The sequence below is a fragment of the Thiorhodococcus minor genome, assembly GCF_010820565.1.
Classification (GTDB): domain Bacteria; phylum Pseudomonadota; class Gammaproteobacteria; order Chromatiales; family Chromatiaceae; genus Thiorhodococcus; species Thiorhodococcus minor.
In genome coordinates, this window is the sequence record NZ_JAAIJQ010000012.1 from 26692 (window position 1) to 41907 (window position 15216).

General features: G+C 66.3%; 15 protein-coding genes. 8 read left to right on the forward strand and 7 right to left on the reverse strand.

Annotated elements, in window-relative coordinates; all coding sequences use genetic code 11:
• Nucleotides 1–55 precede the first annotated feature (55 nt).
• Together G3446_RS05720 and G3446_RS05725 are read right to left on the reverse strand one after the other, a co-directional pair.
• The gene (locus G3446_RS05720; RefSeq protein WP_164451589.1) at nucleotides 56–664 is read right to left on the reverse strand and encodes an HdeD family acid-resistance protein; all 609 of its coding nucleotides are present in this window, start codon (nucleotides 662–664) and stop codon (nucleotides 56–58) included.
• 657 nt (nucleotides 665–1321) lie between these two features.
• The gene (locus G3446_RS05725; RefSeq protein ID WP_164451592.1) at nucleotides 1322–1537 is read right to left on the reverse strand and encodes a DUF1328 domain-containing protein; all 216 of its coding nucleotides are present in this window, start codon (nucleotides 1535–1537) and stop codon (nucleotides 1322–1324) included.
• Between the two features lie 1002 nt (nucleotides 1538–2539).
• On the opposite strand from G3446_RS05725, the gene glmU reads away from it, so the two are divergent.
• From glmU to G3446_RS05740, 3 genes are all read left to right on the forward strand, one after another.
• Nucleotides 2540–3904: a bifunctional UDP-N-acetylglucosamine diphosphorylase/glucosamine-1-phosphate N-acetyltransferase GlmU gene (gene glmU / locus G3446_RS05730; protein WP_164451594.1), complete on the forward strand. Its 1365-nt coding sequence runs from the start codon at nucleotides 2540–2542 to the stop codon at nucleotides 3902–3904.
• Between the two features lie 25 nt (nucleotides 3905–3929).
• Nucleotides 3930–5762, forward strand: a complete 1833-nt coding sequence (gene glmS, locus G3446_RS05735; RefSeq protein WP_164451596.1) for a glutamine--fructose-6-phosphate transaminase (isomerizing) — start codon at nucleotides 3930–3932, stop codon at nucleotides 5760–5762.
• A 258-nt stretch (nucleotides 5763–6020) separates the two neighbouring features.
• A complete protein-coding gene (locus tag G3446_RS05740) occupies nucleotides 6021–6233 on the forward strand; it encodes an anti-sigma factor (protein WP_164451598.1) in 213 nt (70 codons plus the stop codon).
• Between the two features lie 75 nt (nucleotides 6234–6308).
• On the opposite strand, the gene G3446_RS05745 is transcribed toward G3446_RS05740, so the two are convergent.
• Together G3446_RS05745 and dmeF are read right to left on the reverse strand one after the other, a co-directional pair.
• Entirely contained in the window at nucleotides 6309–6764 is a 456-nt protein-coding gene (locus tag G3446_RS05745) for a hypothetical protein (protein WP_164451600.1), read from the reverse strand.
• A 103-nt stretch (nucleotides 6765–6867) separates the two neighbouring features.
• Nucleotides 6868–7833, reverse strand: coding sequence for a CDF family Co(II)/Ni(II) efflux transporter DmeF (gene dmeF / locus G3446_RS05750; protein WP_164451602.1), 966 nt, complete (start codon nucleotides 7831–7833; stop codon nucleotides 6868–6870).
• A gap of 72 nt (nucleotides 7834–7905) precedes the next feature.
• Between dmeF and G3446_RS05755 the strand changes: the two genes are divergently transcribed.
• Nucleotides 7906–8181 carry a metal/formaldehyde-sensitive transcriptional repressor gene (locus G3446_RS05755; RefSeq protein ID WP_164451604.1) on the forward strand — a complete coding sequence of 92 codons (276 nt, stop codon included), beginning with the start codon at nucleotides 7906–7908 and terminating at the stop codon, nucleotides 8179–8181.
• A 206-nt stretch (nucleotides 8182–8387) separates the two neighbouring features.
• On the opposite strand, the gene G3446_RS05760 is transcribed toward G3446_RS05755, so the two are convergent.
• From G3446_RS05760 to G3446_RS05770, 3 genes are read right to left on the reverse strand one after another with little or no spacing between them, the layout of a single operon-like run.
• Nucleotides 8388–8588, reverse strand: coding sequence for a CopZ family metallochaperone (locus G3446_RS05760; protein ID WP_164451605.1), 201 nt, complete (start codon nucleotides 8586–8588; stop codon nucleotides 8388–8390).
• 53 nt (nucleotides 8589–8641) lie between these two features.
• Nucleotides 8642–11212, reverse strand: a complete 2571-nt coding sequence (locus G3446_RS05765; RefSeq protein WP_209262289.1) for a heavy metal translocating P-type ATPase — start codon at nucleotides 11210–11212, stop codon at nucleotides 8642–8644.
• On the reverse strand, nucleotides 11209–11619 hold the full coding sequence (locus G3446_RS05770; protein WP_164451607.1) for a heavy metal-responsive transcriptional regulator: 411 nt from the start codon (nucleotides 11617–11619) through the stop codon (nucleotides 11209–11211). Before G3446_RS05770 ends, G3446_RS05765 begins: the two co-directional genes overlap by 4 nt.
• Nucleotides 11620–12152: 533 nt before the next feature.
• Here G3446_RS05770 and G3446_RS05775 point away from each other — a divergent pair.
• From G3446_RS05775 to G3446_RS05790, 4 genes are all read left to right on the forward strand, one after another.
• Nucleotides 12153–12554: a hypothetical protein gene (locus tag G3446_RS05775; protein WP_164451609.1), complete on the forward strand. Its 402-nt coding sequence runs from the start codon at nucleotides 12153–12155 to the stop codon at nucleotides 12552–12554.
• A 67-nt stretch (nucleotides 12555–12621) separates the two neighbouring features.
• A complete protein-coding gene (locus G3446_RS29105; RefSeq protein WP_425338380.1) occupies nucleotides 12622–12816 on the forward strand; it encodes an HNH endonuclease in 195 nt (64 codons plus the stop codon).
• Nucleotides 12817–13341: 525 nt separating this feature from the next.
• Nucleotides 13342–13713 (forward strand): hypothetical protein, encoded by a 372-nt coding sequence (locus tag G3446_RS05785; protein ID WP_164451611.1) that lies wholly within the window; start codon nucleotides 13342–13344, stop codon nucleotides 13711–13713.
• A 78-nt stretch (nucleotides 13714–13791) separates the two neighbouring features.
• Nucleotides 13792–15216, forward strand: coding sequence for an efflux RND transporter periplasmic adaptor subunit (locus tag G3446_RS05790; RefSeq protein ID WP_245232336.1), 1425 nt, complete (start codon nucleotides 13792–13794; stop codon nucleotides 15214–15216).

The following is a 15216-nucleotide window of genomic DNA, read 5'->3' on the forward strand; positions in this document are numbered from 1 at the left end:
GGCTGACCTGGAGGTCAAGGTGACGCAAGGCCTGCCGCCAAGCAGGCCCCGGGCATCAAGCCAAGATCTGGGCATCCTCCGCGTCCTGCGCACGTTTCACGCGGCGCGCGGCCAGACCGAGGAAGATGGCGGTCCAGCCGTTGATCAGCAGCTCGATGGCGATGAAGAGGCCTATCACCCAAAGACCGGAAACGGGCCAGCCGGCCAGAATGACACCCCCCAGGGCGATGGAAGCGGCCCCGCCCGCGGCCATCCACACCCAACCGCGCTGATCCCGATGCTGGATGCAGATCACCACGCGCAGGACCCCGGCGGCGATGAGTGCGGCCCCCAGGAAGAGCGTTAGGGCCACGGCCGCGCCCGCCGGGTCGACGACCATGAGGAACCCGGCGAGGACGTAGACCAAGGCGATCGCGGCCTGCAGAAAGGTGCTCTTCCAGCCGCTGTATTTGAAGGCATCAAAGAGCTGGAGCAGGCCGCCAACCAGCAGGAGAACGCCGAAGAAGAGGATCCCGGCCAGCGTCAGCCCGAAGGTCATTCCCAGCCCCACGACCCCGAGCAGGGTCGAGACCACGCCGAGCCCGACCAGCCAGCCCCAGTTATCGGGCAAGTCGCCGAAAGGAAGCTTGGGCGCTGTCGTCGTTTTCGATTCGTTCACAATCATCTCCTTACTCAGGTTCGAATTCTCGGGTCCAGAAGGATGCGCGATCGCTCATCGAGTATCGGCCTAATCGGCATCGACTGGAAACATGGGTGCTGTTCCGTCCGAAACGAGCTCGGGTGCGGCCTGAGCCCGGACCGGACACGCGATTGCAGACGATGGCGTCTCCACTGCAGACTCCCGAGAGCCGCCAGGGCGCCAGGACGGTCATTCCTAGCAATGGCGGATCTTGTGTACCTAAAGGAAGCGTCTATGCTTCTCTGGAAGCAAGTTGTTGAGCATCGCTTGGAGCGCAGTCAATCCAAGGGCTGGGCCGTGCTTCCCGCCGCAAGACGGAGCCACAGACAGACAGCTCCAGCGTGAATGATGCTCGGGACTCCGCAGCTCTGAGCCCCAAGCTGCTGGCACCATGCAGTGTCACTTCGACCTCGACCACGACCTAGGGGGCATTCGTGTTTCTGATCAAGCGTGATTTCCTGATCGTTCTGGGCGTTTTTTTCGCCCTGCTTCTCGTCTTTTTGCTCGAGAGCGTCTCGGCCGACTCCGAAAAGGCATCTCAACGAGCGACGTCTCACGGCGAAGCCGTCTACTCCAGGCAGCCGGGATTCGGGGACGATCGAATCCCGGCCTACTGACAGCCCTCCCACCCTAACTCCGGGGTCATTCCGCGAGCGCGCGAGGCTCATGGGTCGGCCGGCCGCCTCCCCGATCAGCGCAAACGGGGCCACGCCCGGTGAGAAAGAAGACGACCGCGGCGACCAAACTGACGAGGACTAGGATCCAAGCAATGTCGGTCGCTGCCCCAGCGACGCCGGAAAGGCCAAAGGCCCCGGCGACGATGGCGACGATGAGGAACAGAAGCGCGTAACGAAGCATGCGAAACCTCCTATGGGCTCGAAAGATTCGTGGACTCGAGCGCGGCCCGAGGCTCTGCGGCCACTGCCTCTCTGGAGAGCCTCATACGACGCTGGGTCGTCCGCTGCAACCGAGATGCCATTCGCCTCACTAGAGACGGCAGCAGCCTCCGAGGCGACTCGCACGCGCCTGGCAGCGGATTGTCGACCGACTCTTGCCGCGGCCGATGAGGAAGCAGAGAGATACCGCGAAGGGCGCGCGCGGACAGCGAGATCAATGGGGCATAATCACCCGCACCTGGATCATTTCGGCCGCGCACCCTGGCATTGAGCCTAGATCCGGCGGTTGGACGGTCTCCAGGGTGCGTCCGGCGTGGCATCTGGCAAGGCGCAACCAGGCGTCGTAGTGGTGCTATGACAAGGCGTTGCAACGCGCCCAGGCGCCGCGCGGCGCGTGCGCTGGGGTCCGTAGCGGCCTTCACCTCGCGGGGGAAGCAGCAGGAAGCCAGGATCTCGATCATGATCCATGTGCTGCATGGAGTGCGAAGCGGTCGACTACCGGATCTAGGTCGAAGCAGGCGCCAGCTCTGCCGGCCTCGCCGCCGTTGAGGATCAGGCTCCCCTGAGCGCCCCGCCGATGCCTCTATGCCAGCACAGCTGTAACGAACGCTCCCCGTCTTGACCTGTTCTGAACAGGCATCCATCGCCTCACCCAGCCCCCATCGGGTGGGCGTGACCTCGCCGCCGTCTATGGGTACCCTTATCGGCTTCGTCGTACAGGTGATGACGTGACCCACAACGCTTGGCGCCGCCATGCGGGGCAAGATGGCTCCGCTCGGTATCTCTTGGCAAGGAGCACCGCGGGCGCGCAGACCGGCTCCGGGCCGCGTGCGAAGCTGGGCGCCAGCCAGCCGCTGAGCGGCATGCTCGGGCGAATCGGCCCAACCGGACTCGATCGTTTGACTGCGCGCGTCTTTGGCAGCGCGCATCTTTGGCAGCAGGCGCTGCAAGGAAACGGGATTCTATGAAACTAGGCGTGGTGATTCTCGCCGCGGGCTTGGGCAAGCGGATGCGCTCCAGCTTGCCGAAGGTCTTGCACCCGCTCGCCGGGCGCCCCTTGCTGGGACATGTGCTCGATGCCGCGCAGCGGCTCGAGCCCGCGCGGATCGTCGTCGTCCATGGTCACGGTGGCGACCGGGTCAAGGCGGCCTTCGCGGATCAGGATTGCATTTGGATCGAGCAGAGCGAGCAGCGCGGCACCGGCCACGCCGTCATCCAGGCGCTACCAGCGGTCGAAGGCCTGGACCAGGTCCTGGTCCTCTACGGCGACGTGCCGCTCATCGCCGCGGAGACACTGCGTGACCTGGTCGCTCTCGGCGCGGAAACGCCGCTCGGGCTACTGACCGCCGAGCTCGAAGATCCGACTGGATACGGGCGCATCGTCCGTGACCGCGACCGTCGGGTGACGCGCATCGTCGAGGAAAAGGACGCGACCCCCGAGGAGCGTCGCATCGATGAGATCAATACCGGCTTCCTCGTCGCGGATCGCCCCAGCCTCGCCGACTGGCTGGGCGGGATCAGCGACGACAATGCTCAAGGCGAATACTATCTCACCGACATCATCGGCATCGCTGCGGACGCAGGCGTCCAGGTCGCCACCAGTCAGCCCGCGCAGCTCGCCGAGATCGCCGGCATCAACGACCGCGTGCAGCTCGCCGAGCTGGAGCGCGTCTATCAGCGCCGCATCGCCGAGGAACTGATGCGCTCAGGCGTGACACTTGCCGACCCAGCCCGCTTCGACCAGCGCGGCCGGCTCGTCACAGAGCCGGACGTCGAGGTCGACATCAACGTCATCATCGAAGGAGAAGTAAGGCTCGGCGCGGGCGTGCGCATCGGCCCGAATTGTCTCTTGAAGGACTGCACCATCGGGTCGGGCACCGAGATCATGGCCAACTGCGTGATCGAAGGCGCCATGGTCGGCGCCAATGCCCGGATCGGCCCCTTCGCCAGGCTGCGCCCAGAGGCCAGGCTGGCGGACGAGACCCATGTCGGCAACTTCGTCGAGATCAAGAAGAGCCGGCTGGGCCAGGGGAGCAAGGCCAACCACCTGACTTATCTCGGCGACGCCGAGGTGGGCGCCGGCGTCAATGTCGGGGCGGGGACCATCACCTGCAATTACGACGGTGCCAACAAGTCCAAGACCATCATTGGGGACGGTGCCTTCATCGGCTCCAACACGGCCCTGGTGGCCCCGGTCAGCGTAGGCCCCGGCGCCACCATCGGGGCCGGCTCCGTCATCTCGCGGGACGCCCCCGCCGACGCACTGACCCTGAGCAGATCCCGGCAGGCGACGCTCACGGGCTGGAAGCGCCCCCAGAAGAAGTCTTGATTCGGCTCGATCAGAGGTCTCAGCCATGTGTGGAATCGTTGGTGCCATCGCGCAGCGCCCTGTCGCGGCCATCCTGCTGGAGGGCTTGCGGCGACTGGAATACCGCGGCTATGACTCCGCCGGTATCGCGGTGCTGGACCCCTCCGAGGGGCTGAAGCGCGTTCGCACCCTGGGCAAGGTCGCGAAGCTCGCTGAGGAAGTCGCGGCCAGCCCGCTCAGGGGCACACTCGGCATCGCCCACACGCGCTGGGCCACCCATGGCGCCCCGGCAACGCACAATGCTCACCCGCACGTCAGCCACGAGCGCTGCGCCATCGTGCACAACGGCATCGTCGAGAATCACGAAGAGCTCAGGCGCGCACAGGCGGCCGCCGGCCACAGCTTCACCTCGGACACGGACACCGAAGTCGTCGTCCATGCCATCTACGACGCGCTGACGGGCGGCTGCGCCCTGGTCGACGCCGTCCGTCAGGCGGCCGGCAAGCTCCGCGGCGCCTACGCGCTCGGCGTCATCGATGCGCAAGATCCGGGGCACCTGGTCGCGGCGCGTCAGGGCAGTCCCCTGGTGATCGGCGTCGGCTTCGGCGAGCACTTCATCGCCTCCGACGTCTTCGCCCTGCTCCCCGTCACCAATCGCTTCATCTTCCTCGAAGAAGGCGACATCGCGGAGCTCACGCTCGAGCACGTGCGGATCTGGGACCGGGACGGTCGGCTCGTCGAGCGCCCGGTCAAGACCTCGACGGTCTCGGCGGACGCCACCGAGCGCGGCGAGCACCGCCATTACATGTCCAAGGAGATCTTCGAGCAGCCTCAGGCGATCGCCAATACGCTGCAAGGCCGTCTCGCGGACGACCGTATCCTGCCCGAGATCTTCGGCAGCCAAGCCACGGCGCAGCTCGCGGACATCGAGTCCGTCAGCATCGTTGCCTGCGGCACCAGCTTCCACGCGGGGCTGGTCGCGCGCTACTGGATGGAAGCGATCGCGGGTATCCCCTGTCAGGTCGAGGTCGCGAGCGAATACCGCTATCGCAGACACGTGGTGCCCAAAGAGGCGCTGTTCGTGACCATTTCGCAGTCTGGCGAGACCGCCGACACCTTGGCGGCCCTGCGACAGGCCAAGGACGCCGGCTATGCGACGACCCTGGCGATCTGCAACGTCCCCGAGAGCTCCCTGGTGCGCGAGTCGGACCTGGTCTTCCTCACCCACGCCGGCCCCGAGATCGGCGTCGCCTCCACCAAGGCCTTCACCACGCAGCTCGTCGCGCTCTTCCTCCTGACGATCGCATTGGGCCGACTCAAGCGGCTCGACGCTGCCGAAGAGTCGAAGCTCGTCGCGCTCTTGCGATCCGTGCCCGCCAAGCTCAAGGAAGTACTGGCGCTCGATTCCAGTATCGCCAGACTCGCGGAGGACTTCGTCGACAAGCAGCACACCCTCTTCCTCGGACGCGGTGAGCAGTACCCCATCGCGATGGAGGGCGCGCTCAAGCTCAAGGAAATCTCCTACATCCATGCCGAGGCCTATCCCGCCGGCGAGCTCAAGCACGGCCCCTTGGCCCTGATCGACGAGCAGATGCCAGTCGTCGCGGTAGCGCCCAACAACGCACTCCTGGAGAAGCTCAAGTCCAACCTGGAGGAAGTCCGCGCCCGCGGCGGCCAGCTCTACGTCTTCGCCGACTTCCAGGTGCCCCTCGACGAAGGCGAAGGCGTCACGGTCATCCGCCTCCCCGAGACGAACGACCTCATCGACCCCTTCGTCTTCACCGTCCCGCTGCAGCTCCTGGCCTATCACGTGGCCGTCCTCAAGGGCACCGACGTCGACCAGCCGCGCAACCTCGCGAAATCGGTAACGGTCGAATAGGCATGATCCCCCCCTTGGCTTTGTGAAATGAAGTTGGTAGCAGCAGAACTAAGTTGGTAACAGAACGGAGCTCCCAGAAATTAAGTTGGTAGCGCCCTGACTTGCCCTGTACACGTCTTCTCGCGTTGTCGTGTACGACCGGCAGCCGTACCACTGTCGTCCCGGCTAGTTATCTCACTTAGCTCGCTGGAGACCCTGGGGTATGCACTGATGGGCGGGCGGCTGCTCTCGAGCGATGACGGGCCCGGCGCCTTGCTCATGTACGAGAATCCCGAAGGACGCCGCGTCCTGCTCTATGCCTGCCGCAATGAGGACGCCGAGCGCGATACCGCCTTCCGGTTCGCGCAGGATAAGGGGGTTTCGGTCTTCTACTGGATCGAGGGGGCGCTGACCTATGCCCTTGCCGGCGAGGTCGATCGCATGGCGCTCTTGGGTGTCGCCGAGTCGGTCTATCAGCAGATTACGATCTGACGTTCTGCGGCCACTCCGGTTGTCCTCACGCCCGCAGGCTGGGCCGATAAGGACGTCGTCCGTGCGCCTTGACGCTCAATCGGCCGCAGTCACGACCTTGTTCTTCCACAGGACATGGCAGGTGATGCAGGCGTTGGTCAGCGCATAGGCGGACTGGCTCGCCTTGAGCCAGTCGCCAGCAGCCGCCGCCTCGGTGATGCGCCTGGCCTCGCGGTCGAGCACCTCGTCATAGGACAGGAGGCTCTGCTTGAAGGCGGCTTGATCGGCGTCCGCCATGATGGTCCAAGGCTTCTGCTTGGGTGCGGGGTGCTTCAAGATCAGATCCGCGGCGGTCTTCGTCAGCTCCGCGTTCTCGCGCACGATGCCTTCCTGGATCATCGCCAGGGAGGCACCCATGGTCTCCATCAGTTGACGATAGGTCATGTCGGCTTGCCGCTTGGAGGCGACGAGCTGATCGGCGGTGCGCTCCTCGGCCTGGGCGAGCGGGATGAAGAGTAAGCAGGCAAGGGCCAGCGGGAGTAGCGGTTTCATCTTGAGCCTCGCGATGAATGGCTGAGCGCGCCTGGTGGCCAAGCCAGGTGTCCGTGGTGAGCCACCCCGTGAGGTGGCCTGGGGGTTGCCGGCGTCAGCTGAATCAGGCCGCCATGGCCTCTGCGGTGCGGCGGCGATTGATCTCCACGGTGACGTGGACCAGCTCTTCGTGAATGCCGAGTGCCTGCCGAACGGCATCCGGCGCAATGCTGTCATCGACGACCAGCGACAGGATGCAGGCGTACTTGTCCTTGCCGACCCGCCAGACATGTAAATCAGCGATCTCGGCCGCCACCGGCAGCGCGGCGACCACCTCGCGGACCTCCGCGACCACGGGGCGATCCATCTCGGCGTCGATGAGCACCCGGCTGGTGTCGCGCAGCAGGCCGTAGGCCCAGACCGATACCAGGGTCGCGCCGACAAGCCCCATCACGGGATCGAGCCAGGCGGCCCCCCAGAGCTTGCCGCCAAAGAGGGCGACGATGGCGAAGAGGGAGGTCGCGGCATCGGCGAGCACATGCAGGTAGGCCGAGCGCAGGTTCAAGTCGTGATGGTGGTGGTCGTGATGATGCGCATGGCCGCCATGATGATGATGGTGGTGCGCGTGATCCTGCCCGTCCTTGAGCAGCCAGGCACAGACCAGATTGACCACCAGACCTAGCGCGGCGATGACGATCGCCTGGTTGTAATGGATGGGCGTCGGGGCGAGCAGCCGCTCGACGGACTGAAAGACCATGAGCGCGGCGACCGCGACCAGGAAGACCGCGCTGGTATAGCCGCCGAGGATCTCGATCTTCCAGGTGCCGAAGGCGAAGCGCGGGTCATGCGCGAAGCGCCGCGCGGCGGCATAGGCGACCACCGAGAGCCCGAGCGCGAGCGCATGCGAGCTCATGTGCCAGCCGTCGGCGAGCAGCGCCATGGAGTTGAAGATCCAGCCACCGGCGATCTCCGCCACCATCATGGTCGCGGTCAGCCACACCACCCAGCGCGTATTGCGCTCGGCGAGCGGATTGCCTTCGTCGAAGACATGGGTGTGCTGCCAGTTCTCAAGCGTGGCGGTGTCTGACATCGTCGCGGGCCTCTGCGTCGGTGAGGCTATATACTCTACCCAGGTACCCTATACGCAGCAAGACAATCCGCCATGCCCCATACCGTCAAAGAGAAGAAGCCCCTGCTTGCGCGCGTCAGACGCATTCAGGGGCAGGCCGCAGCGCTCGAGCGCGCGCTTGAGCAAGAGAGCGACTGCTCGGCGGTGCTGCAGCAGATCGCCGCGATTCGCGGCGCGGTCAACGGTCTGATGGCGCAGGTCCTAGAGGGCCATCTGCGCGAGCATTTGGGCGGGGACGAGCGGACACCGCAGGAACGGCAGGAGGATCTGGAGCAGGTGCTCAGCGTCCTGCGGTCCTATCTCAAGTGAGCTCGTGGCGAGGCCGCACAGTTCGGGCTCAGCGCAATCGCTTGAGGATGCGCTCAGCCAATCCGAGCGTCGACCCGAGAGCCGTTCAGGCTGCCCGGGCAAGACATCGCCATTGAGCATGGCTTGACGGTGTCCGCTCATGGCCGACGATCACCGCCTGACTTCGACCGGTGGACGAGAATGGCCAGGCCCTCTGGCGACACCCACTACCTCAGCTCCGCCGCATAGCCCTCCTCCTTGATCGCAGCGACCAGCGCCTCCGGATCGGCCGTGCCGGTAACGCCGGCCTGCTTCTCCTCGAGGCTGACCTCGGCCTGCTCGACCCCGGGCACCTGCTGCAGCGCCTTGGTCACAGCGCCGACGCAATGCATGCAGGTCATTCCAGTGACTTGGATCCGCGTTTTCATAAGATGTCGTTCTCCGTTTCGTGTGGAATTTGCGATTCTCGACCAAGCGCCGGTCATGAGATCGCCGCAGTAGGCTCGGCAAGACCACTGTCCGTCGCGGACCTGGCCCCTTCATCCAGCATGACCGGGCGCAGCCTCCGTAGCCGCAGGCTGTTGGTGACGACGAAGAGGCTGGAGAAGCCCATGGCGACCCCGGCGATCATGGGGTGCAGGTGCAGCCCGAATGCCGGATAGAAGACGCCGGCAGCGAGCGGGATGAGCAGGATGTTGTAGAAGAAGGCCCAGAAGAGGTTGCCGCGAATGGTGCGCAGGGTGCGGCGCGCGACATCGATCGCGGTGACGACGCCACCGAGATCGTCGCGAGTCAGGGTGACGTCCGCCGCCTCGATGGCGATGTCAGTGCCGCTGCCGACGGCGATGCCGACCTCGGCTTGGGCGAGCGCGGGGGCGTCGTTGATGCCGTCGCCGACGAAGGCCACTTTGCTCCCAGCGTCTTGAAGCGCCGCGACCGCCGCCGCCTTGCCATCCGGCAGCACTTCGGCCTGGACCTCGTCGATGCCCGCCTGGCGCGCGATCGCCTCGGCCGTGGGCTGCGCGTCGCCGGTGATCATCGCCACCCGCAGACCGCGCTTGCGCAGCGCCTGGATCAGCGCCGGCGCCTGTGCCTTGAGCGGGTCCGCGACCGCGAGCAGGGCCCGCACCCGGCCGTCGATCGCGAGGTAGATGGCAGTGCGCCCGGCGTCAGCCAGACGCTCGGCCTGTCCGGTCAGGGCGGCGGTTGAGATCTGCTCGCGCTGCAGCAGTCGCTCGGCGCCGAGCAGCACGCGCTGCCCGTTCACACTGGCCTGCACCCCATATCCGGGCAGTGCGGTGAAGTCGTCGATGCTCGGCAGCCCGAGCCCCTGCTCCTTGGCAGCGGCGACGATCGCGGCGCCGAGCGGATGCTCGCTGTGCGTCTCCAGCGCGGCGGCGATGGCCAGCGCGCCGCGGGTATCGCCGTCGACGGCCTCCAGATCGGTCAGACGCGGGCGGCCCTCGGTCAGGGTGCCGGTCTTGTCGAAGACGACCCTATCCACATGGGAAAGCGACTCCAGCGCCTCGCCCTTGCGGTAGAGCACCCCCAGCTCGGCGGCGCGCCCGGAGCCGACCATGATGGCCGCTGGCGTCGCCAGCCCCATGGCACAGGGGCAGGCGACCACCAGCACGGAGACGGCACTCACCAGCGCCAGGGTGATCGCCGGCGGCGGACCCAAGCTCAGCCAGGTGAGAAAGGTGATCGCCGCGATCAGCAGGACCAGCGGCGTGAAGACGCGGACCACACGGTCCGCCAGGCCCTGGATCGGCAGCTTCGATCCCTGGGCGCGCTCGACCAGGCGGACGATCTGGGCCAGCACGGTGTCGCGGCCGACCTGGGTCGCGGTGATGCTGAGCCGCCCGTGCTGGTTGATGGTCGCACCGACGACGCGGTCTCCGACCTTTTTGGCGACTGGAGCCGGCTCGCCGGTCAGCATGGATTCGTCGACATGGCTCTCGCCCTCGCGCACCTCGCCGTCCACCGGGATGCGCTCGCCGGGGCGCACCACCAAGAGATCACCGGCATGCACCTGCCCGACTGGCACCTCGACCTCGGCGCCGTCGCGCAGCACGCGCGCCGTCTTCGCCTGCAGACCGATGAGCTTCTTGATTGCGCTCGAGGTGCGGCCCTTCGCCAGCTCCTCGAGGGTCTTGCCGAAGAGGATGACCGTGATGATGACCGCTGCCGAGTCGAAATAGACATGGCGCGCCTCGGGCGGAAAGAGGCCGGGTGCGAGCACCACGGCGAGGCTGTAGGCCCAGGCCGCGCTGGTGCCGGTCATCACCAGGCTGTTCATATCCGGCGACAGATGCCGGAAGGCGATCAGGCCAGGGCGGAAGAAGCGGCGCCCCGGACCGAGCAGCACGGCCGTGGTGAGCACCGCCTGCAGCCCGTTCCACACGGACAGGGGTGCAACTGTGCCTAGCAGCTCGGCGAGGCCGGGAATCATCTCTGCGCCCATCGAGAGCACCAGGACCGGCAGTGTCAGCGCGACGGCCAGCCAGAGGTCGCGGCGCATCGCGCGACGCTGCTCCTCGTGGGCGTCCTCAGCCTCGGCGCCAAGGCCGCCGTCGCCCAGCGACCTGGGCTCGTAGCCGGCATCGGTGATCGCCTGCGCGATCTCGGCCGGTCTCAGCATCTCCGGCAGGTAGCGCACCGTCGCCCGCTCGGTCGCCAGGTTCACGCTGGCTTCGACGACGCCTGGCAGCTTCCCCAGGGCGCGCTCGACACGCGCCGAGCAGGCCGCACAGGTCATGCCGCCGACGCCGGTCTCATGGTCCGCGACGACTGGCGTGTAGCCGGCCTGGGTGATGCTGTCGACGATCGCCTTCGGCCGCAGCGCGGTCGGATCGAAGCGCAGACTCGCCCGCTCTGTCGCCAGGTTGACGCTGGCTTCGGCCACTCCCGGCAGCTTCGCCAAGGCACGCTCGACGCGCGACGAGCAGGACGCGCAGGTCATGCCCTGCACACCGAGCTCGAGCTGCTTCAGTTGAACCTTTTCGACGGTGTCGGTCTCGGCCGCGGCCGTCGGGGTGATGTTCTGGGTCATTGATCCTCTCCGTTCAGGGCGCCGAGAATCGGGCAATCGACCGTCGTCGCACGGTGGCCGGGGCAGTGCTCGGCGAGCCCGGCCAAGGCCGCGCGCATGCGCTCCAGGTCGCGGATGCGCAGCTCGATGTCGGCGATCTTGGCCTGCGTCAGCGCCTTGACCTCACCGGCGCTCGCGGCCGGATTGCCGCTGAGCGCCAACAGCTCGGCGATCTCGCCGAGCGAGAAGCCGAGCGCCTGGGCGCGGCGGATGAAGCGCAGGCGCCGCACGACACCTGACTCATAAAGGCGATAGCCCGCCGCGCTGCGCTGCTGGGGCGCGATGAGTCCCAGCCGCTCGTAGTAGCGCAGCGCCTCCACGCTCAGGTCGACCTGCTTGGCGAGCTTGCCGATGGTGAGTGGCTGCATCGTCGCTACCTCTGGCTTGCGCTGGCTCGGCGTTGGGGTCATTCGTGCTTTGAATAGAGCCTAGACCCTGTAGTCGACTACAGAGTCAAGGGTCGTCCCAAGCATCTTGGTGTTCCGAGCCTGTGGGTCACGAACGGCTCATCGCTCCAATGTGCCTCCCTGCAAACAGGAGCTTTCCCGCGAGCCCAATGAACAGGGAATTGCGCTCGGCGGCGCCGACGTCTCTCGGGGTCTTCGGGAGGGTGAAGCCAAGAACGAGGGCGGACGGGAGGCCCGGCGGAGTCCGATCACCACGATTGACGGTGTGTCTTCGCTACCTGGCGTCACCTTTACGCGTATCCGGTCCGTGGTCTTGAATGACGGGGTCATTCCTGGGCATTCTTGGCTGGAGACTCCATCTTCGAAGACAGTGCTGCCCCGGCTGAGATCCTCGATAGCCTGCGCACAGGGCGCGGGACATGCAAGACGGCGGCTGGTGACGGTAGCCCCCGGTTGAGCCGCCCTGGCCCGCCAGTCTGTTTCGGAACGCCACTATGACAAGCATTACACTCGATCTACCGGATTCACTTGCACGCCGTGCTGGCGGGGCTGCGTTGGCGATGGACAGACCCATCGAAGAGGTCATCACCGCAGTGCTCGAAGGAGCCTTGCCGTCGCTTGAGGATGCGCCCGAAGACATGCGAGCTGAGCTTGCCGGGATGGCCTGGTGGGACGACGCGGCACTCATGGACGCGGCGGACGCAACGATCCCCGAAAGCCAGCAGCAGCGTATGGCCAAGCTGGGCGGGAAAGCTCCTCTGTCGGACTCGGAAGCCGAAGAGATCGAGCAGCTACGTTTCGACTACGGCAAGGTCACCCTGCGCAAGGCGCGAGCCTTGGCGCTATTGAGCGTGCGAAGCGGCAAGCGTCTGCTGACCAGATCCGAGGCGCCTTGATGGGCGAGACAGTCGCGAAATCTCCGCGCGACCGCATCGCTGCCGAAGCCGCTTTCCGCTGCGGATATTGCCTCACCGACCAGCGCGTCAGCGGCGCCCAATGCACATCGAGCACCTGATTCCGCGCGCTACGAGAGGACGCTCTGAGCAGTCCAACCTCTGGCTGTCCTGCGCTTGGTGCAACAGCTACAGGGGAGCCTTGATCGAAGCGATCGATCCCGACAGCGGCCAGCTGGCGGCGTTGTTCAATCCGAGGATGTAATGCTGGTCTGAGCACTTTGCCTGGAGCGAGGACGGCATTTGGATTCTCGGTTTGGCCCCCTCGGGGCGTGCGACGGTCGATGCTCTCAGGATGAACAATCCCTGTATCCTGCCCGCACGCCGACTCCGGGTGGTTGCCGGGTGGCATCCTCCAGCTTAGCGGAGCCAGCCCGCATCCGACGCGAGCCACGCCTTGCATCGGTCGAGTTGCGAGGTTGTGAGTGGACGGGAGTCTGGCAGTGTCGGCGCGACTTGTCTTGAGAAGCCTTCGCGGCATGGCGTGAGGGACGCCCCACGAGCCACAGCGCATCCAGAGAGATCGGGAGCCGAGGCCACCGGGGCATCCCGCGTCTGCCGTGGCCGTACCTTTTCGGGCCGAGAGACGGGCTCAGCGCGCGCCCTGCCTAGATGCGCGACGTCGTCACCGTCTGGCCGGACACCTCGATCTCGCAGCGACTTCGTGGAGAGGTCGCCGGGTCCGTCGTCCGCCATTGTTCTGCGACTTGGCTTGAGAGAGCTACCCTGAATGCCTACTGTGATAGTCATGAAGCTCTCCCGGCGCTCGACAGCCATCATTCTGACCCTGTGCCTGCTCATCCTGCAGGCGCAGGTGTGGGCCTCGGCCATGCTCGGGTGCCGGCATGAAGCCGGGCACGATGTACAGATGCTGGCATCCTGCCATGCCCAGCCGGCTGACCACATGACTACGGCGTCGCCGCAGCTCGATCCCTTCGACTGCTACAAGTGCGCCCTGAACTGCCTGGTGACGGTCGCCGTGCCCATGGTTGACGGCCCTCCGATGCTTGCTTTGCAGGGTGCTCCAAGCCCGGTCGCAACCGTCGGACGTCACTTCTACCGCTTCATTCCCGCGCTCCCCGAGCGACCCCCGCGCGTCTGATCGCCTCGCGAATCGGGTTTCCTGCAGCGGCCCTTAGCCGCTGCCGGCCGCGTTCTTTGCTCGCGTTGGGAGACGCTCATGCTCAGTTCCCCTATCCCCCGCCGTGCTGCGGGCCTGGCACTCCTGTACGCCGCCCTTGCCGGCTGTGACAGCTCGACATCGGATGCAGGCTCGACTGCATCCGAGGTCGCGCCTCTGCCTGCTCAAGAGACGGCCCTGGAGCACGCCAACAAGCACCTCGACCCCACCTATGTTTGCCCCATGCATCCGAACATCGTCCAGGACCACCCGGGATCCTGCCCCATCTGCGGCATGGATCTGGTCGAGAAGCGCATCACGCCAGCGCCGCAAGGCTCCGCGCAAGAGACCGCCCTCGAGCACGCCGCCAAGCATCTCGACCCGACCTACGTCTGCCCCATGCATCCCAACATCGTGCAGGATCACCCCGGGACCTGCCCCATCTGCGGCATGGATCTGGTCGAGAAGCGCATGACGTCAAAGGCGTCGGCGCAAACGGCCGCCGCACACCCCGAGGTCGCACTCAGCGGCGCCATCGTCCAGAGCCTGGGCGTGCGCACGGCCGCCGTGGAGCGCGGCGCGCTGCGCCGGGAGATTCGCACCGTCGGCCGAGTCGTCTACGACGAGACCCGTCTGGCCCATGTTCATCCCCGCGCGGCCGGCTGGGTCGAGCGACTGAGCCTGCGCGCCGAGGGTGAGCCAGTGGAGAAGGGCGACATGCTGGCCGACGTCTATGCCCCGGAGGTTCTCTCCGCGCAGGTGGACTTCCTGATCGCCCTGGAGCGCGGCGGCAACGGCTCGGCCAGGGTCGCGCCCGACAAGGCGCGCAATATCCTGCGGCTGCTGGGCGTCCCGGAGGCGGTCATCCGCGACATCGAGAAGACCCGCCAGACGCGCAACACCATCCCGGTGGAGGCCCCGGCGGCGGGCATCGTCACCCAGTTGATGGCCCGCGAGGGCATGTACGTGACCCCATCGACCGAGATGTTCACCATCGCGGACCTGGACGAGGTCTGGGTCCTGGTCGACGTCTTCGAGCACCAGCTCGCCTGGGTGGCGCCCGGCATGCCCGCCGAGATGCAGGTACCGGCCTATCCCGACCGCACCTGGACCGGCAAGGTGGACTACCTCTATCCGGACCTGGATCCCAAGACGCGCACCTTGCGGGTGCGCCTGGTCTTCCCCAATCCGCAGCGCGCGCTCAAGCCCAACATGTTCGCCGATGTCGTCATCGCGGGTGATCCCAAGCAAGAGGTGCTCAAGATCCCGCGCGACGCCCTCATCGTCACAGGCACGCGCGAGAGCGTGGTCAAGGCGCTCGGCGACGGGCGCTTCCAGCCGGTCGACGTGGTGACCGGGATGGCGTCCGACGGGGTGATCGAGGTCCGCTCGGGGCTCGCCGAGGGCGACCAGGTCGTCGTCTCCGGCCAGTTCCTGATCGACTCCGAGTCGAGCCTCCAGGCCAGCTTCCGGCGGATGCGGTGA